At 47.6% G+C, this 20,660-nt stretch carries 17 protein-coding genes, 1 pseudogene and 1 other annotated feature; of the genes and pseudogenes, 12 read left to right on the forward strand and 6 right to left on the reverse strand.

Annotated elements, in window-relative coordinates:
• The first annotated feature begins 216 nt into the window (after positions 1 to 216).
• The gene (gene dinB, locus BMX14_RS15215) at positions 217 to 1,272 is read left to right on the forward strand and encodes a DNA polymerase IV (protein ID WP_092678239.1); all 1,056 of its coding nucleotides are present in this window, start codon (positions 217 to 219) and stop codon (positions 1,270 to 1,272) included.
• Here dinB and BMX14_RS15220 read toward each other — a convergent pair.
• On the reverse strand, positions 1,251 to 2,138 hold the full coding sequence (locus tag BMX14_RS15220) for an alpha/beta hydrolase (protein WP_092678241.1): 888 nt from the start codon (positions 2,136 to 2,138) through the stop codon (positions 1,251 to 1,253). The two genes, dinB and BMX14_RS15220, sit on opposite strands and share 22 nt — an antisense overlap.
• 53 nt (positions 2,139 to 2,191) lie before the next feature.
• Positions 2,192 to 3,649, reverse strand: coding sequence for a beta-Ala-His dipeptidase (pepD, locus tag BMX14_RS15225; protein ID WP_092678243.1), 1,458 nt, complete (start codon positions 3,647 to 3,649; stop codon positions 2,192 to 2,194).
• 233 nt (positions 3,650 to 3,882) lie between these two features.
• Between pepD and gpt the strand changes: the two genes are divergently transcribed.
• The 7 genes from gpt (at position 3,883) to tyrA (ending at position 10,287) form a co-directional block, all read left to right on the forward strand.
• Complete coding sequence (gene gpt, locus BMX14_RS15230; protein ID WP_071431418.1) at positions 3,883 to 4,341, forward strand: xanthine phosphoribosyltransferase; 459 nt, start codon at positions 3,883 to 3,885, stop codon at positions 4,339 to 4,341.
• A gap of 109 nt (positions 4,342 to 4,450) precedes the next feature.
• Positions 4,451 to 4,843 (forward strand): sigma factor-binding protein Crl, encoded by a 393-nt coding sequence (crl, locus tag BMX14_RS15235; protein ID WP_092678245.1) that lies wholly within the window; start codon positions 4,451 to 4,453, stop codon positions 4,841 to 4,843.
• Positions 4,844 to 4,960: 117 nt separating this feature from the next.
• Positions 4,961 to 6,064: a glutamate 5-kinase gene (gene proB, locus BMX14_RS15240; RefSeq protein ID WP_092678246.1), complete on the forward strand. Its 1,104-nt coding sequence runs from the start codon at positions 4,961 to 4,963 to the stop codon at positions 6,062 to 6,064.
• A gap of 6 nt (positions 6,065 to 6,070) precedes the next feature.
• Positions 6,071 to 7,327 (forward strand): glutamate-5-semialdehyde dehydrogenase, encoded by a 1,257-nt coding sequence (proA, locus tag BMX14_RS15245; RefSeq protein ID WP_092678248.1) that lies wholly within the window; start codon positions 6,071 to 6,073, stop codon positions 7,325 to 7,327.
• 195 nt (positions 7,328 to 7,522) lie between these two features.
• The gene (locus BMX14_RS15250; RefSeq protein ID WP_230527532.1) at positions 7,523 to 7,870 is read left to right on the forward strand and encodes an RcnB family protein; all 348 of its coding nucleotides are present in this window, start codon (positions 7,523 to 7,525) and stop codon (positions 7,868 to 7,870) included.
• Between the two features lie 210 nt (positions 7,871 to 8,080).
• A complete protein-coding gene (locus BMX14_RS15255; RefSeq protein ID WP_092678252.1) occupies positions 8,081 to 9,157 on the forward strand; it encodes a 3-deoxy-7-phosphoheptulonate synthase in 1,077 nt (358 codons plus the stop codon).
• An 8-nt stretch (positions 9,158 to 9,165) separates the two neighbouring features.
• The gene (gene tyrA, locus BMX14_RS15260) at positions 9,166 to 10,287 is read left to right on the forward strand and encodes a bifunctional chorismate mutase/prephenate dehydrogenase (protein ID WP_092678254.1); all 1,122 of its coding nucleotides are present in this window, start codon (positions 9,166 to 9,168) and stop codon (positions 10,285 to 10,287) included.
• A 49-nt stretch (positions 10,288 to 10,336) separates the two neighbouring features.
• Here tyrA and pheA read toward each other — a convergent pair whose 3' ends face one another.
• Together pheA and raiA are read right to left on the reverse strand one after the other, a co-directional pair.
• On the reverse strand, positions 10,337 to 11,494 hold the full coding sequence (gene pheA / locus BMX14_RS15265; protein WP_092678256.1) for a bifunctional chorismate mutase/prephenate dehydratase: 1,158 nt from the start codon (positions 11,492 to 11,494) through the stop codon (positions 10,337 to 10,339).
• A gap of 28 nt (positions 11,495 to 11,522) precedes the next feature.
• Positions 11,523 to 11,643 (reverse strand) — a sequence feature (Phe leader region).
• A gap of 93 nt (positions 11,644 to 11,736) precedes the next feature.
• Entirely contained in the window at positions 11,737 to 12,066 is a 330-nt protein-coding gene (gene raiA, locus BMX14_RS15270; RefSeq protein ID WP_092678257.1) for a ribosome-associated translation inhibitor RaiA, read from the reverse strand.
• A gap of 290 nt (positions 12,067 to 12,356) precedes the next feature.
• Here raiA and BMX14_RS15275 point away from each other — a divergent pair.
• A pseudogene (locus tag BMX14_RS15275) lies at positions 12,357 to 14,020 on the forward strand (2-isopropylmalate synthase).
• Here the strand turns inward: BMX14_RS15275 and BMX14_RS15280 are convergent.
• Both BMX14_RS15280 and bamD read right to left on the reverse strand, forming a co-directional pair.
• Positions 13,995 to 14,759: an AraC family transcriptional regulator gene (locus BMX14_RS15280; protein ID WP_092678259.1), complete on the reverse strand. Its 765-nt coding sequence runs from the start codon at positions 14,757 to 14,759 to the stop codon at positions 13,995 to 13,997. The pseudogene BMX14_RS15275 and the gene BMX14_RS15280 sit on opposite strands and share 26 nt — an antisense overlap.
• Positions 14,760 to 14,907: 148 nt before the next feature.
• Positions 14,908 to 15,642, reverse strand: coding sequence for an outer membrane protein assembly factor BamD (gene bamD / locus BMX14_RS15285; protein ID WP_092678261.1), 735 nt, complete (start codon positions 15,640 to 15,642; stop codon positions 14,908 to 14,910).
• 128 nt (positions 15,643 to 15,770) lie between these two features.
• On the opposite strand from bamD, the gene rluD reads away from it, so the two are divergent.
• The 3 genes from rluD (at position 15,771) to clpB (ending at position 20,182) form a co-directional block, all read left to right on the forward strand.
• Entirely contained in the window at positions 15,771 to 16,751 is a 981-nt protein-coding gene (gene rluD / locus BMX14_RS15290; protein ID WP_092678263.1) for a 23S rRNA pseudouridine(1911/1915/1917) synthase RluD, read from the forward strand.
• Positions 16,748 to 17,488: a peptidoglycan editing factor PgeF gene (gene pgeF / locus BMX14_RS15295; RefSeq protein WP_092678265.1), complete on the forward strand. Its 741-nt coding sequence runs from the start codon at positions 16,748 to 16,750 to the stop codon at positions 17,486 to 17,488. Before rluD ends, pgeF begins: the two co-directional genes overlap by 4 nt.
• A 120-nt stretch (positions 17,489 to 17,608) precedes the next feature.
• Positions 17,609 to 20,182, forward strand: a complete 2,574-nt coding sequence (gene clpB, locus BMX14_RS15300) for an ATP-dependent chaperone ClpB (RefSeq protein WP_092678266.1) — start codon at positions 17,609 to 17,611, stop codon at positions 20,180 to 20,182.
• Positions 20,183 to 20,660 lie beyond the last annotated feature (478 nt).

Raw genomic sequence — 20,660 nt, forward strand, 5'->3', positions numbered from 1 at the left:
AACATTATCACTGTTATGGCTTTAATCAAGCTTTCATCAAGCTTTTTTTGTCAAAAAAATGAGCCTAGGTTTTATTAGCGACACGGCTCTCATTTCCCCTCCACTCCATTGCTACCCTTAAACTAATTCTGACCTTGCGCCTCCTTTATTGGCTGATAACTTGCATTACTGTCTGGTTATTTATACAGTATGTTGAGAGTGGGTTGGAGGGGTGAGATGCGTAAAATTATTCATGTCGATATGGATTGTTTTTATGCAGCGGTTGAAATGCGAGATAATCCTGCCTTGCGGGATATCCCCATTGCGATCGGTGGAAGTCCAGAGCGGCGGGGAGTCATTAGTACCGCTAATTATCCGGCACGCCGTTATGGCGTAAAAAGTGCCATGCCAACGGCGACCGCACTAAAGTTATGCCCGCAGCTAACTTTGCTTCCTGGCCGATTCGATGCTTATAAACAGGCCTCGGCCCAAATACAGCAAATCTTCAAACGTTATACCTCGAAAGTTGAACCGCTTTCTCTCGACGAAGCTTATCTCGATGTGACTGAGTGCCTTGCTTGCCAAGGTTCCGCGACGTTAATTGCAGAAGAAATCCGCCGCTCAATTTTCCTTGAGACCGGACTAACGGCATCAGCGGGGGTGGCACCGATCAAATTTTTGGCCAAGATCGCTTCCGAAGTCAATAAACCCGATGGTCTTTATGTTATTCCGCCACAGCAGGTCGACCATTTTTTACAGACGCTCCCCCTAGCTAAGATCCCAGGGGTAGGGGAGGTCTCTTCACGAAAATTAGCTGATTTAGGGCTTTATACTTGTGCCGATATTCAGAAAGTTGAGCTGAGTTTTCTGTTAAAAAAATTCGGAAAGTTTGGCCGGAGTCTGTGGGAAAAAAGCCAAGGGATTGATACGCGAGATGTCGACAGTCATCGACTGCGTAAGTCTGTCGGTGTCGAGACCACGCTCTCTGCAGACATCGAGCAGTGGGGGCAGTGTCTGGAGGTGATCGACAAGCTGTATACAGAACTCGAACGTCGATTACGGCAAGTCCGGCCGGATTTACGGGTCGCGCGTCAGGGGGTTAAATTTAAGTTTTCCGACTTCCAACAGACGACCCTTGAGCATATCTGGACTGAACTCACGAAGCAGGACTTTATCGACCTCGCCTTAAAACTCTGGGAGCAACGGAGACAGGGGCGCTCGGTAAGATTAATTGGTCTTCATGTCAGTCTGCTTGATCCGCAAGTTGAGCGTCAATTACCCCTGCAGTTATGAGCTGGCAGTTGATTAAGCCAGGAGAGGTAATGTTCTGGCCAAGCGGAGTTCGCCAGACCTTTTCGCCCTAAGCCAAAACCATGACCGCCCGTTGCGTAGCGTATCCATGTCATGGGGACATGGTGTTGTGTCGCGGCACGATGGAGTAACAGGCCATTTTGCGGCGGGGCAATGGGGTCATCCTCGCTTTCGACCACGAATAGTGGAGGAGAATGGTCATGGATAGCGTGTTGTACCGACCATTTCGCTTCCTCTTGCCGCGACGCGTGACGTCCAGCAAGGACCCGATGGGTGGCACTATGGTTGAAGGGCGGTTCAACGGAGACAATCGGGTAGATCAACGCCATGCCTTCCACCGCAAGCGGCGCTTTATCATCCTTTGGTGTCATCTCTGCACGATTTATGGCTAAGGCGAGTAAATGGGCGCCCGCGGAAAAGCCGAGTACGCTTAGGTACGGATTATCTTGGTGAATCAGCGTTAACGCTTGTCGAACATCTTTCATGGCGACATCTTTGCCTTCCGGCCAGTGCGAGTTGGGTAATCGATAGGTGAGGATATAAGCACGGAAACCATGCTGAGTCAGAAATTGTGCGGCAGGCAAAGCTTCTTTGGCTTGCTCAATCCTCCTGTAACCTCCACCCGCAGCGATTAGCACAGTTTTGCCGTTAAAGGTCTTTGGAGAGTAGAGGGTTAAAAAAGGCGCATTAACTTGGGTGACTTTGCCTTGGGTCGTCATCACCACACTAGGGCCTTGACGGGTTTGACCACTACCAGTGGGCCAAAGCATGATTTTTTCGCTAGAGGTTTGAGCGAGAAGGGGCAGAAAAATTAGCGTGGCTAACCCTCGAATCCAGTGAGCAACCATGGGCGACCTCTCAAATAAAAATATGCTAGGCGATCGCTCGCCTAGCAGGGCACTTATTTGGTTGGAACTGCTTTGAGTAGGGCGGTTAGCAGCTGCCAGTAAAGGCCAACACTTTCAATATGTACCTGTTCATCCGGGGAATGAGGTCCAGTAATTGTTGGTCCGATAGAGACCATATCTAAATGTGGGTATGGCTCGCGGAATAAACCACACTCTAGCCCAGCGTGAATGACTTGGATATTGGGTTTCTTACCAAAAAGATCCAAATAAATTTCGCGAGTTAAAGCCATGATGGCGGAGTTAGCATCAGGCTGCCAGCCTGGATAACTGCCCGACGCTTCTGTTTTCGCACCGGCTAATGCGCCCAACGAATGTAACATTGAGACGACATACTCTTTCCCACTATCAATAAGCGAGCGAATCAAGCAATAGATTTTTGCCTGATTTTCTTCAAGGGTCACGATACCGATATTTAACGATGTCTCGACCACACCCGGCGCAACATCAGAGTTACGGACCACGCCATTAGGGGTCACATTCAGTAAATTGATAAAGCGATCTTGGCTCTCCGCTACTAACGCCTGACCAGAGTGCGAGATTGCCTGCGCGCTTAGGGTGACATTTTTATCTTTTGGCGCGACTTCATTTTGTAGGATTGAGAGATAATCGTGAAGTGCCTGCTGGAGAGCCGTTTCCTGTTCAGGTGCGACGGCGACGACCGCACTCGCTTCTCGAGGAATAGCGTTACGTAGGTTACCGCCTTTAAAATCGATCAACTGTAGATCGAGCTTACCGCGAGATTCTGCAAAGAAACGTGCCAATAGTTTTGTCGCGTTGCCTAATCCTAGATGGATATCGGCGCCAGAGTGGCCACCGCGTAGCCCTTTGAGGCTAATCTCTACAGTCAGATGTTGCGCAGGAATATCGCCACGGCTAATTGGTAGTTCAGATAAGAAATCAATTCCCCCTGCACAACCCATATAGACTTCACCTTCCTCTTCCGAGTCGGTATTGATGAGAATATCTGCTTGCAGCCAGTTAGGTTGTAAGCCAAAAGCGCCTTCCATCCCGGCTTCTTCGGTCATCGTGAGCAGAACTTCAAGAGGACCGTGTTCAACCGTTTTATCGGCTAAAACGGCGAGTGCAGAAGCCATACCAATACCGTTATCAGCACCGAGCGTTGTACCGCGAGCCTTCAGCCATTCACCATCCACCCAAGGTTGAATCGGATCACGCGCGAAGTCATGTTCGGTAGCATTATTTTTTTGCGGCACCATATCGAGGTGAGCTTGTAGGGCGACAGGCTTACGGTTTTCCATACCCGCGGTAGCGGGTTTGCGGATTAGAATATTACCCGCAGCATCCCGCTCACACCAGAATTGCTGCGCTTCAGCCCATTCTATAATGTACGATGCTAACGCTTCTTCATGATAAGAAGGGTGTGGGATAGAGCAGATTTTGGCAAAGAAGTCCCATAAGGGCTGAGGTGACAGTTGAGACAGTTCAGACACAATGCGTCTCCTATAACAGATTAGGATTAAGCCCCATCATCAGGGCATATAGCGGTTATTATTAGTAAAGAAAGCATATCATTGTTCGCGAGTAAGCAGCGATTTATACCGAAAAAAAGTCAAACTCGGCAGCAGCACTGGTTTTTATCTGACGTTATCCCTATAATCACGCGCAAACTTTTTTTCGTTTGTCCATTCACCAGACCAACTCTGTTGGTCGGAGCCTGATTATTATGAGTCAAAAATACGTAGTTACTTGGGATATGTTGCAAATTCACGCCCGTCAGTTGGCTGAGAAATTACTGCCAGTTGAACAGTGGAAAGGCATCATCGCGGTGAGCCGGGGTGGATTGGTTCCTGCGGCCTTACTAGCACGTGAACTGGGTATTCGCCATGTCGATACAGTATGCATCTCAAGCTACGACCATGACCATCAACGTGAAATGAAAATTTTGAAACGCGCGGAAGGCGATGGTGAAGGGTTTATCGTGATTGATGACCTGGTGGACACCGGCGGGACTGCGAAAGTTGTCCGCGAGATGTATCACAAAGCGCGCTTTGTAACGATCTTTGCTAAGCCAGCAGGTCGCCCATTAGTTGATGATTACGTTGTTGATATTCCTCAGGATACTTGGATCGAACAGCCATGGGATATGGGCATCACCTTTATTCCACCGCTAGTTAAGAATTGATGGAAAAAACAGCACCCGAGGGTGCTGTTTTTTTTTATCATTTTCATTTAATAGTAAGTCTGCTAAAAGTAACACTGATAACAATGAACGCTGATAGGAGTGTAGTCAGATGGTATTACCCGGAGGCCACTTCAGAGGCCGTTATATCGTAAAATTTAATGAGCTAGGTCCTTATCTGCGCGAGGACCAATGCCAAGATCACCGTTTTTTCTTCGACTGTTTAGCTGTCTGCACCAATATTAAACCCGCCCCCGAGAAGAGAGAGTTTTGGGGATGGTGGCTAGTATTAGAAGCACAAGAGACTCACTTCGACTATCGTTTCGATTTTGGTTTGTATGATAAAGCAGGCCAATGGGTACCCGTTGAAATTAAACGCGATGTTGATCGACAAGAGGCGGAAGCTAGTCTGCAAAAATTCTTCCCACGCCTCGAAGCACTGATGAACGAATTAAATGCGCCACTTATTCCTGCGAGTAATTTCGAACCTTCGTTGTCGTTTTAATCATCTTAGCTGCCCCTTTTTGGATTAAGTTACGTTAAGCATAAGGATAGCTATTGGCAAGCTCTAGCTGTCCTGATACAACTGTGAACTTATTTAAACATTTAGGTGGCAGGAAATATGAGTGGCAGTCAGACCTTAGTGGTCAAATTAGGGACCAGTGTACTCACTGGCGGATCTCGTCAATTGAATCGCGCAAGAATGGTTGAAATTGTGCGGCAATGCGCACAAGCCATGAATGACGGTCATCGTATCGTGGTCGTGACCTCTGGTGCTATCGCGGCAGGTAGAGAGCATCTGAATTATCCCGAACTGCCCCCCACCATCGCGTCTAAACAACTGCTTGCAGCGGTGGGTCAGTGTCGTCTGATCCAGTTATGGGAACAGCTATTTGCCATCTATGGTATCCATATTGGTCAAATGCTCATCACCCGAGCGGACATGGAAGACAGAGAACGTTTTCTTAACGCCCGCGACATGCTGCATGCACTATTAGATCAGCGTATCCTTCCGGTCATCAATGAGAATGATGCCGTTGCCACGGCAGAAATCAAAGTCGGGGATAATGACAATCTGTCCGCTCTTGCGGCAATACTCTCTGATGCCGACAAGCTCCTCCTTTTGACCGATCAACAAGGTCTTTTTACCGCCGACCCTCGTTATGATCCTGATGCAACACTAATTGAGGATGTTTATCAGATCGATGACTCGTTAAAAATGATGGCGGGAGGCAGTGTTTCTGGACTGGGAACCGGAGGCATGGCAACCAAGTTACAGGCGGCAGAAGTAGCCTGTCGAGCGGGTATTGATGTCATTATCGCTCCCGGCGACCAACCCATTGTAATCCATCGATTATTACATGGCCAGAAAGCCGGAACCTTGTTCCATGCGCAAGAACATCGCCTTGAAAGCCGCAAGCACTGGATTTTTGGTGCGTCACCCGCAGGTTCGGCAGTCATTGATGCCGGTGCATTGACCGCATTACTTGAGCGGGGGAGTTCATTACTGCCGAAAGGAATCACTGAAATTACGGGTAATTTCTCTCGCGGGGAAGTTATCGCAATTCGCGATCCTCAAGGTAATGATATTGCGCATGGCGTTTCACGCTACAACAGTGATGCTTTACGTATGATTGCCGGAAAACATAGCCAATCTATCAGTGAAATTTTGGGCTATGAGTACGGTGCAGTTGCCGTGCATCGTGATGATATGATTGTAGGATAAGTCGAGATGAATATAGAACTTATGGGGCAGCGTGCCAAGGCGGCTGCTTATCAACTTGCCACGCTAACTGCGCAAGAAAAAAATCAGCTATTGATGACTATTGCTGATCAACTCACGAGTAATGCGCCTGATATTTTAGCCGCTAATCAATTAGATGTGGCAGATGCCGTTGAACAAGGCCTCTCGCCAGCGTTAATTGATCGTTTGACGCTGACCGTCGAAAGGTTATCGGATATTGCTAATGATGTGCGTAAAGTTTGCCAGCTTAGTGACCCTATTGGCCAAGTGATCGACGGTGGGGAGTTAGACAGCGGTTTGAAAATCGAGCGACGCCGAGTACCGCTAGGGGTGGTCGCGATTATCTATGAGGCTCGTCCGAATGTGACGATCGACGTGGCAACGCTGTGTTTGAAAACAGGTAATGCGGCGATTCTTCGTGGCGGAAAAGAAACCTATCGTACTAACTCGCAAACCGTTAACGTTATTCGTAAAGCGCTAGCACAGCATGGTTTGCCCATTGATGCCGTTCAAGCGATTGACGATCCCGATCGCCAATGGGTAAGCCAATTGTTGAAGCTAGATAAATATGTCGATATGTTGATTCCGCGGGGCGGAGCAAGCTTACATAAGCTGTGCCGCGAGCACTCGACAATCCCCGTGATTACGGGCGGAATAGGTGTCTGTCATCTTTATATCGATGAAACGATGGATACTGAACAAGCCCTTGATGTGATCGTCAATGCTAAGAAACAGCGCCCGAGTGCTTGTAATTCTCTAGAAACACTCTTGATTCATCGTTCGCAGCTCGAACTCTTCCTACCCAAATTTGTGGCCCGTATGGCCCAGGAAGGGATTAGCCTGCATGTTGATCAGCAACTGTTATCACATCCAGCCCTGAAAGATAAAGGATTTGCGCAAGCCACTGAAGCCTCTTACCGCGATGAATGGCTATCCCTTGACCTGAATATCAAAGCGGTAACAGACCTACGCTCGGCGGTTGAACATATCCGTGAGTACGGTACGCAACATTCAGATGGTATCTTGACAGAACGTTACCAGAATGCCCAAGAGTTTGTTAACCAAGTCGACTCGGCGGTGGTGTACGTCAATGCTAGCACTCGCTTTACCGATGGTGGGCAATTTGGCTTAGGCGCCGAAGTGGCGGTCAGCACCCAGAAATTGCATGCGAGGGGACCAATGGGGTTAGAAGCGTTGACGACCTATAAGTGGATCTGTTGGGGACAAAATACGTTACGTAGCTAATGCTAAGGTTTCGTTAAGAAAATACGCTTTTTGATAACTTTGGACATACTCTCCTGATACGAATCAAGAGTAATCTTGATGGTTAGCGGTAAGGTATTACGCATAATTCTACTAATATTTTGGCTCGAGCGAGAAGTTATGCGTAAAAGACCTCTAGTGTTAGCGATGATATGGTTAACCTTAAACCCGATGGTTATGGCCTATGCCCATGATCATCATCATGATCACTGGGACCGTCATGGCCATCCAGGGCCACGGTGGCATGACCGTCACGACTGGCGTGATGATCACCGTGATCATGACAGGTACTCTTATCATCGACCGCGTTATGATAGAAGAGACTTTTTCTATGGCGGCCATCACTTTAGACCGGGCGGACGATACCCCCATCAATACTATCAAAATCGATATTGGGTTAACGACTGGCACCGGCACGGATTAGGCTCACCACCTCCCGGGCATCGGTGGGCGAATATTAATGGTAACTACGTACTGATCGCCGTCGCCACTGGCGTAATCACCTCTCTTATCCTCAATAATTAATTTGTTAGGCCCGAGATGACTCGGGCCTTTTTTTATCTCCGATGATGGGTGTATAGAATACATTACAACCCCTAGTAACAGGGTGATTTATACTTGATATATGTAAACATATCATTACATGTAAATAATAATTGGATTGAAAGGTTTACTTTTTGTGGTATGGTAAGGGTATTGGTCGCCGAGACCCCCCTATTTTAGTCAGGTAACGTTATGCAGAAAGATGCCTTAAATAATGTTCATATCGCGGATGAGTCAGTAATGATGACCCCGGCAGAACTAAAAGAGTTGTTCCCACTGACTGCCGATCAGCAGCAGCAAATCCAAGATTCCCGCCAAACAATTGCTGATATTATTGCCGGTCGAGATCCTCGTCTTCTAGTCGTGTGTGGCCCATGTTCAATTCATGATCCGCAAGCGGCTTTAGAGTATGCGGCGCTTTACAAGAAATTAGCTGAAGAGGTCAGTGATTCCCTTTACTTAGTAATGCGTGTTTATTTTGAAAAGCCGCGTACCACCGTGGGGTGGAAAGGGTTAATTAACGACCCGCATATGGATGGCTCATTTGATATCGAGCAGGGATTGAAGTTGGCACGTCAATTATTAGTTGAGCTGGTGTCTATGGGACTCCCTCTGGCAACCGAGGCCTTAGATCCTAATTCGCCACAGTTCCTGGGTGACTTATTCAGTTGGTCAGCGATTGGGGCTCGGACCACTGAATCGCAAACCCACCGCGAAATGGCATCGGGGTTATCTATGCCAGTTGGGTTTAAAAACGGTACAGATGGTAGCTTAGGGACGGCGATTAACGCTATGCGTGCCGCCGCGATGCCGCACCGTTTTGTCGGGATCAATCAACAAGGTCAGGTGTGTCTATTACAAACTCAAGGCAATGGGGATGGGCATGTGATTCTGCGTGGTGGTAAGACGCCAAATTACCATCCTGAAGATATTGCCCAGTGCGAGGCTGAAATGGCTAAGGCGGGTCTGCGTCCTTCTTTAATGATCGATTGCAGTCATGGTAATTCCAATAAGGATTATCGTCGGCAAACGGTGGTGGCCAATAGCGTATTACAGCTATTACAAGCCGGAAACCGTTCTATCACTGGCATTATGTTAGAGAGTCACTTATTCGAGGGGAGCCAATCTTCAGAGTTGCCGCGCGCTGAGATGCAATATGGCGTATCCGTTACCGACGCCTGTATTAACTGGCAGTCAACTGAGCAGTTATTAAAGAAACTGGCGAGCGCAATGAATGCTATGATCACCTCAAGTACAGTGGAAGGGTAGATAGGGTAATGGTTGCAGAACTGAACGCACTACGCGATAAAATCGATGAAACAGATAAAGCATTACTGGCCTTGCTTGCACAACGTATGCAACTGGTGGCGGAAGTTGGAGAAGTCAAAAGCCAGCATGGGCTGCCGATCTATGTACCAGAGCGTGAGGCATCGATGTTAGCTTCACGACGTGCGGAAGCAGAAGCTGCCGGGATCCCTGCCGATTTAATCGAAGATGTTTTACGTAGAGTGATGCGGGAGTCTTACGCCAGTGAAAATGATAAAGGGTTTAAGACGCTCAATCCAGCAATGCGACCTATCGTTATCGTTGGGGGTAAAGGGAAAATGGGTCGCTTGTTCGAGCGTATGTTAACGCTTTCAGGTTACCAAGTCCGTTTACTCGATAAGGAAGAGTGGGACCAAGCGGCTTCGCTGGTCAGCGATGCGGGGATGGTGATTGTTAGCGTACCTATTCATTTAACTGAACAGGTCATCCAACAGCTACCAACCCTACCGGATGATTGTATATTAGTGGACTTGTGCTCAGTTAAGAAAGCGCCATTAGATGCAATGATGGCGGCACATAATGGTCCGGTACTAGGTTTGCACCCGATGTTTGGGCCAGATAGTGGTAGCTTGGCTAAACAAGTGGTGGTGTGGTGTGATGGCCGATCTCCTGAAGCTTACCAGTGGTTTCTGCAGCAAATAGAGGTATGGGGGGCAAGGCTACATTCTGCCACGGCGGAAGAGCATGACCAAAACATGGCGTTTATCCAAGCACTCCGACACTTTGCGACCTTCGCCTATGGATTGCATTTGTCAGAAGAGAATGTCGATCTTAAACAATTACTGGCACTTTCCTCACCTATCTACCGACTAGAATTAGCAATGGTAGGTCGCCTATTTGCTCAAGATGCACAATTATACGCTGATATTATTATGTCGTCGCCAAACAACATTGCCTTAATTAAGCGTTATTATACTCGCTTTGGTGAGGCGCTAGCTCAACTCGAACGTGGCGATAAAGCCTCTTTCATAAAAAGTTTTGCTGGGGTTCAAACTTGGTTTGGTGATTATGCCAAGACGTTTATGACAGAAAGTCGCTCTCTACTCCGGTCGGCGAACGATAATCGCAAGTAATTCGCCAACCTACTAATGTTAAGCACCACGTTTACCGTGGTGCTTTTTTTTAAGGTATTACGGCGGTCACTGTTTCGCTCGGATAACAACCAAGCACCTTTAAGTAGCGGGTAAGTTCAGTAAGCTGTTGCAGGGCAGATTGCATAGCCGGATCACTGCTATTAGCTTGAACATCGATGTAAAACATCTCTTCCCAAGGGTTACCGTTAATGGGGCGAGATTCTAATTTAGTCATCACAATATCATGTTGTCTTAAGACCCATAATGCGTCGACTAATGCACCGGCTTGTTGCCCGGTTGCCATTAATAAGGTGGTTTTCGCGGGAACTTGTTCTGACACTTTCACCGGTTTACGGGCTAGGACGATAAAACGGGTAATATTTTGCGATTGGTTGGCGAGTTGACGCTCTATCGCTTGTAGCTGATAGAGTTGTCCCCCGGCCTCACTACCGAGTGCCGCGACAGAAGGGTCGTTTAAGCTCGCAACGGTTTCCATTGCAGCGGCAGTGCTTTCGGTATAGTTAATTTTCCAATGCGGATAATGATTCAAATACTGGCTACATTGTTGGAAAGGTTGAGGATGGCTATAGACGGTAGTGATGGCCTCAAGAGAGGTTTCTGCAGAAACCAACAGGCAGTGATTAATCGGTAATGTCATTTCTCCTACAATATGTAGCCCAGTATTCTGAAGCAAATCGTAGACGTCGTTAATCGAACCAGAACTCGTATTCTCTAAGGGAAGCACGGCATAGTCAGCTAATCCCTTCTCCACTTGATTAACAATATCTTGAAATTTACTGCAGCCGACTTCGATCATTTGGTCAAAATGATGTGAAGCGTAGCTTCGTGCGGCGAGGTGCGAATAAGAGCCCTTAGGGCCTAAGAACGCGACGCGAACCGCTTGTTGCTGAGAGTCATTGAGCGCTTTTTGGAGTAAAGCTTGTTGAATCAGTACCGAGTCTTCAATAACCAGCTGAAAAAGGCGCGTAATATAGTGACTGTCAAGAGAGAGCGTTTTGCCTTGTTCGATCAGTTCTTCCAGAAGCTGTTTTTCGCGGGTCACATCACGTACAGGACGCTGGGTTTGTAACTTATAGTTGCCCACCGCAACAGCAAGCTCACGACGTTTAGCGAGTAGAGTGAGTAAACGGCTATCCAGTTCACTAATGTCATGCCGCAATTCGTCAAGCGAAGCGTAAGGGGTCATAGTCTGTCCTTTTGTTTTTTATTTTTTCAAAAAAAAAGCCTCCCGGAGGGGAGGCCTTTTGTTCGTCTTTTCATTCATTCTAGTCGAAGCGGCTTCCCTGGTAGGGGGAGCTAAAAAAAAATGAAAAGAAGAACAGGTTATAGTGCATGTCATTTTTTCTCAGTAGGGTTGAACTCAGAGAGTAGCGTTTGCGATCCCGCGCGTCAACCTAAAACCGCGCACCCGATGGGTGCGCGGTGACATTAGGATTCGGCAGGAATAATATCTTTAACGCTACCGTTTGCACGCCGTGCTTCAGCCTTGTGCTGAACCTTATTGAGTTGGCGTTCGAGTTTAGAAATGAGTTCGTTTACTGCGACATACATATCGTCGTTTTTCGCGGTAGCAACGAGGGTACCGTTGGGCGTATTGAGTGTTGCATCGGCAACAAACTCTTTAGGTTCTTTAGAGAGGACTACGTGAGGATTTATCAGCTGGGTTTGCCACTTCTCTAGCTTTGCAAACCGCTCTTCAATATGACTACGGATTGCCGGGGTAATATCCATTTGCTTGCTGGTGATGTTGATCATCATTTTACCTCTCTTCGTCATTGCCAGGGTACGAGCATCCAGAATACCGACTATGCATAGCAATAACGTGATCTAGATCACATTATTGCGAGAGAAAAAATAATTAGTCAAACAGCCCATTTTCAGCTACCTGTTGGTTGAGAGGGGGAAAATTATTGTCAGTCAGTGCGGGCCAAAAGATCAGTGTTAGGCACTGCGCTGTCCGTTTCAAGCATGAGGTTGTCACTTATGCATGAGTCACAGGGAAAGAGGTATCGCTAGGATAGTCTTTTTATCCTCAGTAAGGAAATATCATGCTGTTAGCCCCCTCAACCAAATATAAGCCCTTTCCCGTTATCGCCTTAGCGGATAGAACCTGGCCTAATAAACAATTAACGCAACCTCCACGCTGGATCTCTACAGATTTACGAGACGGTAACCAAGCGTTAGCTGAGCCTATGAGTGTCGAGCGTAAACTAAAGTTTTGGGACTTGCTCTTAGCCTGTGGCTTTAAAGAAATCGACGTCGCCTTTCCTGAGGCATCCAATACCGACTTTCAATTCCTGCGGCAATTGATTGAAGAGCAACGGACCCCACAAGATGTCACCATTCAAGTGATTACTCAAGCTAGGGCCGATCTCATTGAGCGGACATTTGCAGCGTTAAGAGGAGCTAGACGGGCCACGATTCATCTCTACAATGCCACGGCACCTCTATTCCGACGCCTAGTCTTCCAGCAGAGTAAACAAGAAATTATTGCGTTGGCGGTCGCGGGAAGTGAGCAAATCCGTCGTTATTGTGAGGCTAATCCCGATACGCATTGGACCTATCAATACTCACCTGAAACATTCTGCTTTACCGAGCCAGATTTTGCGCTGGAGATCTGTCAAGCCGTGGCAAAGGTTTGGCAGCCATCACTCGAGCGGCCAATGATTATTAATTTACCCAGTACCGTTGAGGTCAATATCCCTAATGTCTAGGCCGATCAAATCGAATATTTTTGTCGTCATTTTATCTACCGTGAGTCGTTATGTATCCGTGTCCACCCTCATAATGACCAAGGGTGCGGCGTGGCGAGCGCAGAACTGGCTTTACTTGCAGGAGCTGAAAGGGTTGAAGGCTGTCTTTTTGGTAATGGGGAGCGAACGGGGAATCTCTGTTTAGTGACCTTAGCGATGAATCTTTATAGCCAAGGGATCTCGCCTCAGCTTGATTTTAGTGATATGACCAATATCGTCGAGCAAGTAGAGGAATACAATCAACTTCCAGTTCATCCACGGCATCCTTATGCGGGAAAACTGGCGTTTACGGCTTTTTCTGGATCGCATCAAGATGCGATCCAGAAAAGGTTTCACCGCGCGTGAGCATGCGACGAATCTCTTATGGGAAACTGAATCGACCCTAATGACATAGGATGTCATTATGAGGCTGTCATCCGTGTGAATAGCCAATCGGGTAAAAGTGGTACGGCATGGATGTTAGAACAGAATCATGGGTTAAAGCTCCCCCGAGCTTTACAGCAAGTCTTCAGTCGACATGTACAAACGATTACCGACCAGAGCGGCCGTGAAATAACCTTAGCGCAGGTATGGCAACTCTTTCGTCAACTTTACGGTCCCCACGAGCAGGCCACACATCAGTTATTGGATTATCGAACAGAAAGCTTAAATGATAACCGAATTCTGTTCCATGCTCAGGTTAAAACGCCCAAGCGAACCCTAATGTTAAAGGGGGAGGGGAATGGACTTTTGTCTGCAGCGGCTAATGCAATAACGTCTTATGTGGGGGAACCGCTAACGATTCAAGACATACATTGGGAAGGAAAAATGAAAGCCGTTCTGCAGCCTACATTCTTTGCGCGAGCCAAGGTAAGGAGAGCCATTGGGGAGTGAGTGTCGATAGCGATATCGCTAGAGCGTCTATACAGGTGCTACTTAATACACTCCCCAGCGTCACGATAGATGGAAATAATGGCTAGGAGGCATCCCTAACCGTCGGCGAAACACTGTGCTAAAAGCGCTTTGACTTTCATGGCCTAAAGCGAGGGCCACTCTTAATACAGATTGGCCCTGTGCAAGACGTTTCATCGCCTCCATTAACTTCGCCCGCCTTACCCATTCACTAAAAGAAAAGCCTATTTCCTGTCGAAAATGCCTTAATAGCGTGTGCTCACTGAGGTTAATCAAAGTCGCTGCCTCAGAGGTTGTCCAGGGTTTCGCTAAATCGTCACGCACAAGCATGCATAGGTTCTTGAGCACAGAGGAGACGGGTTCAGGGAGATTGAAGGGGAGCACTGACATGCCGCGTATTTCATCTAGGATAAGTTCATACACTCTCTCTGCTCGGCTGTTTGGTGCGTAGCGATCGGGGAGGTCGAGTGCTGCGATAATGAGCTCCCTTAACAGTGGTGAGACTTGCACCACTTGGCACACCGTGGGTAAATCAGCTCGGGCGAAAGGATCCACAAATAATGTTCTGGCAGCAACTTGCGCGGTAATCGTTAACTGGTGAACAACCCCAGCAGGCAACCACACCTCGCGACTAGGAGGGATGATCCAACACCCTTGCGCGGTATGGACGCTGACTACGCCGCTTAAGCTATAAAGTAATTGAGCGCAGCGATGTTGATGCCAAGGTTCACTTTCGCCATGAGAGTAATCATGAGCGAGGGGGATTATTGGACGCGTTTCAAAATTAATGGGCAGTGTCGTCGACATGCGATTCTATTTTTTATGGGATGGCAATGAGAGTATTACGTGGAAATTGCCTTTTCAATTGTTTTAATCGGGTAAGTGATAGGGGGGATAAAGCGATAAAAAAAACCAGCCACTGAGCGTGACTGGTCGGTAAGCAGAATAGGGGCTACTATTTTGCGTTATTTGATGCGATTAATTTTGCTACCTTATCTGCTTCAACGTTTAGCTGAAGTTTACGGTAGGCATTTTCCATGTAAGGAAGCGCTTGGCGTGTTGAAGCCGTATCGGGATAATCGCTCAACATCTCTTTGGCACGATTAACAACCGCGACATAAGCCCCACGTTTAGTGTAGAATTTCACAACAGATAATTGATACGTCGATAAACGATCCTTTAGCGCGACTAAACGTTTTTGTGCGTCAGGTGCATATTGGCTGTTCGGATAGCTCTGTACCAGTTGTGAAAAGTCTTTGAAAGCTTGACGGGCATTTGACGGATCGCGATCCGAACGGTCGATACCGAAGAAGTGTTGTAGAGCAGATTGATCAAGCGCCATATCCGTTAGCCCTTGCATATACATAACATAGTCGATGTTAGGGTGGGTCGGATTTAAACGAATGAAGCGTGAAATAGTCGCTTGCGCCATTGACATATCGTCATTCTTGTAATAGGCATAGATCAGATCGAGCTGTACCTGTTGCGAATACGGACCAAAAGGGTAACGGTTGTCCAGCGCTTCTAACTGGCTGATGGCGCCTCTGAAGTTCCCATCTTGCATTTTTTGCTGAGCCGTAGCATAAATCTGCGAAGGAGGATTGTCAGGAACGACATCTTTAGATCCGGAACATCCGACCAGAGCTAAGCTAAGCGTGGCGAGCGCCACAAGATATTTCATACGCATCATGACGAATTGATTATCCTCAAAAGTTTATTGGAAGCATTTATATGCGGCTTCCATTGTTTATCAGCTAAGATAGCACATTATCTTAAACGGCTTTGCCGGAAAAACCCAACGTTAACGAAGAACCTTATATGGCACAACAAGTAGAACTCGCTGCAACCATCTCCCTAGAACAATTGGGACAACGCTTAGATCAGTCTTTGGCTGAATTGTTCCCTGATTATTCACGTTCTCGTATAAAAGAATGGATTTTACAGGGCAGAGTCACCATCAATGGAACGGTTGCCGATAAACCCAAAGAAAAAGTATTGGGTGGCGAGAAAATAGTCATCAGCGCAGAAATTGAAGAAGAAGCGCGTTGGGAACCCCAAAATATTCCCCTCAACATCGTCTACGAAGATGATGATATTCTTGTCATCAATAAACCACGCGATTTAGTTGTGCACCCAGGCGCTGGTAATCCGGATAAAACCATTCTGAATGCGCTGCTTTACCACTATCCGGCCATCGCTGATGTCCCGAGAGCGGGTATTGTACATCGCCTCGATAAGGATACCACAGGATTAATGGTGGTTGCCAAGACCGTGCCAGCACAAACTCACTTGGTTGACTGCCTTCAACGGCGAGAAATTACCCGTGAATATGAAGCGGTAGCGATCGGTACCATGACAGCAGGAGGTACTGTGGATGAGGCAATATCTCGTCACTCCACTAAGCGTACGCATATGGCGGTTCATCCGATGGGCAAACCGGCAGTGACGCATTACCGAATTATGGAGCATTTCCGGGCGCATACGCGTCTTCGTTTGCGTTTGGAAACGGGCAGAACGCACCAAATCCGCGTGCACATGGCGCATATCGGCCATTCGTTAGTGGGTGATCCGCTTTATGGCGGTCGTCCTCGCCCACCTAAAGGATCGAGTGAAGCTTTTATTAATGCGTTGCGCGGCTTCGATCGCCAAGCTTTGCATGCCACTATGCTCCGCCTCTATCATCCGATAACAGGTATCCAGATGGAATGGCATGCACCGCTTCCTCAAGATATGGTGGAGTTAATTGACGCACTGAAAGCTGATACTGCAGAGCATCGCGATCAAATGGACTGGCTATGAGTGAATCGCTGATTATTCCTAACTGGAGTGTGCCTTCAACGGTACGTGCCGTCTCAACGACCCGTTTAGGGGGCGTCAGCGATACCCCCTGGCACGCGCTTAACCTTGGGAGCCATGTTGGGGATGATCGTGAAGCAGTAAATAGAAATCGTGGCCTACTCACCGAGATTGCTCAGCTACCCAGTGAGCCGTTTTGGCTGAATCAGATCCATAGTGCTCGCGTTGTCGAGACTGCGGCGGCGGCTTCTAACGGTGTTCCAGATGCCGACGCCAGCTTCACGCGTGAAGCGGGTAAAGTCTGTGTAGTGATGACGGCTGATTGTTTACCGGTCTTATTCACTAACCGGCAAGGTACCCAGGTTGCTGCTGCCCATGCTGGATGGCGAGGGTTATGTGACGGCGTACTGGAAAACACACTTAATACCTTCGATTGTCCGCCGGAAGAGATTATTGCCTGGATAGGGCCTGCTATTGGTCCTCGGGCTTTTGAAGTAGGCGCGGAAGTCAGAGAGGCCTTTGTCAAGGCCCAACACGCTGCCGAGCAGTGCTTCGTGGCTCATGGCGACAAGTATTTAGCCGATTTACCAGAGCTAGCTAAATTGCGTTTACAGCGGGCAGGGGTAGAAGCTATTCATCAATCTCAACGCTGTACTTTTTCAGAGGCTGAGCATTTCTTCTCTTATCGCCGAGATGGGCAAACAGGTCGTATGGCTTCGCTTATTTGGATTGCGGAGTAATCAGTCTATTTCAGTTGTTGAGGGTAAAATTTCAGCAATTTTTTACGGTTTTTCCTCTTGAATTTTTCATAATCACCTCCATTTTATAGTCAATAGCATGTTGACCTTTGTGGAGGAATTATGCGTCTGGATCGTCTTACTAATAAATTTCAACAAGCCCTAGCTGATGCCCAATCATTGGCACTAGGCAGCGATAATCAATTCATTGAACCCATCCATCTCTTTTCTGCATTATTAGCGCAAGAAGGTGGTTCGATTCGTCCGTTACTCGTTTCTTGTGGGGTAGAGGTTTCTCAGCTTCAAGCTCAGTTATCTCAGGCCTTGGCGCGTCTTGCGAAAGTCGAGGGGAGTGATGGCGATGTTCAGCCCTCGGCGGAACTCATCCGAGTATTAAATCTTTGCGATAAACTGGCTCAGAAACGCGGAGATAGTTATATCTCATCAGAGCTTTTTCTCCTCGCGGCATTTGACTCCCGTGGGGGCGTCAGTGATTTATTGAAATTAGCAGGGTTAACCAGTGAAAAACTGGCAAACGCTATCGATCAACTTCGAGGAGGAGAGGGTGTGAACGACCAAGGGGCAGAAGACCAACGCCAAGCACTTAAAAAATATACCATTGATCTGACCGAACGTGCTGAGTCAGGCAAACTCGATCCCGTTATTGGTCGTGATGAAGAGATTAGACGTACTATCCAAGTGCTTCAACGCCGTACTAAAAATAACCCAGTGTTAATTGGTGAGCCGGGGGTAGGTAAAACTGCAATCGTTGAAGGCTTAGCGCAACGTATTATTAATGGCGAAGTTCCAGAGGGCCTTAAAGGTCGACGTGTCTTAGCCTTAGACATGGGAGCGCTGGTGGCCGGTGCCAAGTTTCGGGGGGAGTTTGAAGAGCGGCTTAAAGCTGTGCTGAATGATCTGTCGAAACAGGACGGTAATGTCATTCTTTTTATCGACGAAATCCACACCATGGTTGGAGCAGGTAAAGCCGATGGTGCAATGGATGCTGGCAATATGCTCAAGCCGGCCTTAGCGCGTGGCGAGTTGCACTGTGTGGGCGCGTCTACCTTAGATGAATACCGTCAATATATAGAAAAAGATGCAGCGCTTGAACGTCGCTTCCAAAAAGTACTGGTCGCCGAGCCAAGCGTAGAAGATACCATCGCGATTCTTCGTGGGCTGAAGGAACGTTATGAGTTGCATCACCATGTGCAAATTACTGACCCAGCAATCGTCGCAGCCGCGCAATTGTCACACCGCTATATTGCGGATCGCCAGTTACCCGATAAAGCCATCGACCTTATCGATGAGGCGGCGTCGAGTATCCGTATGCAAATTGATTCTAAACCAGAACCCTTGGACCGCCTCGAACGCAGAATTATCCAACTTAAGTTAGAGCAACAAGCCCTAAAGAAAGAGACGGACGATGCTAGCGTCAAACGGTTAGCGATGCTTGAAACTGAACTTGAACAGAAAGAGCAAAGCTATGCGGAGCTAGAAGAAGAGTGGAAAGCTGAGAAAGCATCCCTCACTGGTACGCAACATATTAAATCTGAGTTAGAGCTGGCTCGTATCAGCATGGAGCAAGCGCGACGCAATGGCGATCTTGGCCAAATGTCTGAGCTGCAATACGGGAAAATTCCTGAGTTAGAGAAACAACTGGCCCAAGCTACACAGTCTGAAACGCAGCAAATGAAGATGCTACGTAACAGAGTTACGGATGTTGAGATTGCAGACGTGCTGGCGCGTTGGACGGGGATCCCTGTCGCACGCATGATGGAAGGGGAGCGAGAGAAACTCTTGCGGATGGAAGAGACGCTACATGACCGAGTGATCGGACAAGATGAAGCCGTCGATGCAGTGGCTAATGCAATACGCCGTAGCCGAGCAGGGCTTGCTGATCCAAACCGTCCGGTGGGGTCCTTTTTATTCTTAGGACCAACAGGGGTCGGTAAAACAGAACTCTGTAAATCTCTTGCCGATTTTCTCTTTGACAGCGATGAGGCAATGGTACGAATCGATATGTCCGAGTTTATGGAGAAACATTCGGTGTCTAGGTTGGTCGGTGCTCCTCCGGGATATGTCGGCTATGAAGAAGGGGGCTACTTAACCGAAGCGGTACGTAGACGCCCTTATTCTGTCATCTTGTTAGATGAAGTAGAGAAAGCACACCCTGACGTCTTCAATATACTGCTGCAAGTGTTGGATGATGGACGATTAACGGATGGGCAGGGCCGGACGGTGGACTTCCGTAATACCGTCATCATTATGACGTCCAACTTGGGATCCGATTTAATCCAAGATAAGTTTGGCGAGCTGGACTACGGTCAAATGAAAGGCGTGGTAATGGACGTAGTAGGGCATCACTTCCGTCCAGAGTTCATCAACCGTATAGATGAAGTGGTCGTGTTCCATCCACTGAGTCATGAGCACATTGCGCAAATTGCTGAAATTCAGTTGCAACGTCTTTATAAGCGGTTAGAAGAACGTGGTTATTCGGTTGAGATTTCTGATGAGGCGTTAAAACTGTTAGGTGAAGTTGGTTTCGATCCTATCTATGGTGCGCGTCCATTGAAGCGTGCGATACAGCAAGAGATTGAAAACCCGCTAGCCCAACAGATCCTTTCTGGGAAACTTTTACCCGGTACGACTATAAAATTAGGTGTCGTAGACGGGGTGATTACCGCCCAGCAATAGTAGATATTGTCTAATAAAGGCCTGGAAATGTGAATTTCCAGGCCTTTTTGTTCTGTTTTTAGTCGGAATGATTCAATAATCACCACTCAGCAAAAAAGTTTAAATAATCCCTTGCGCTCTGAGCGGAACTCCCTATAATGCGCATCCACTGACACGGCAAAGCGAGTTACGCAGCGCGGTGACAGGGACTGAAGCGATTCGGTCCAGGAGAAAAAATCATAAATAATGATTGACTCCTGAGGTGAAGCGAGTAATATACGCCACCTCGCGACAACGAGTTAAAACGTTGATTCGCAATGCTCTTTAACAATTTATCAGACAATCTGTGTGGGCACTCGCAGGATTGATATCACAAAAAACTTTGTAGTATCAAGTCTTGAAGAGTGACACTGAAAATTCATTTACGAATAACAGAATAATTTCTTTGAGCATCAAACTTTAAATTGAAGAGTTTGATCATGGCTCAGATTGAACGCTG

The organism is Rosenbergiella nectarea (assembly GCF_900111105.1).
Lineage (GTDB): Bacteria > Pseudomonadota > Gammaproteobacteria > Enterobacterales > Enterobacteriaceae > Rosenbergiella > Rosenbergiella nectarea.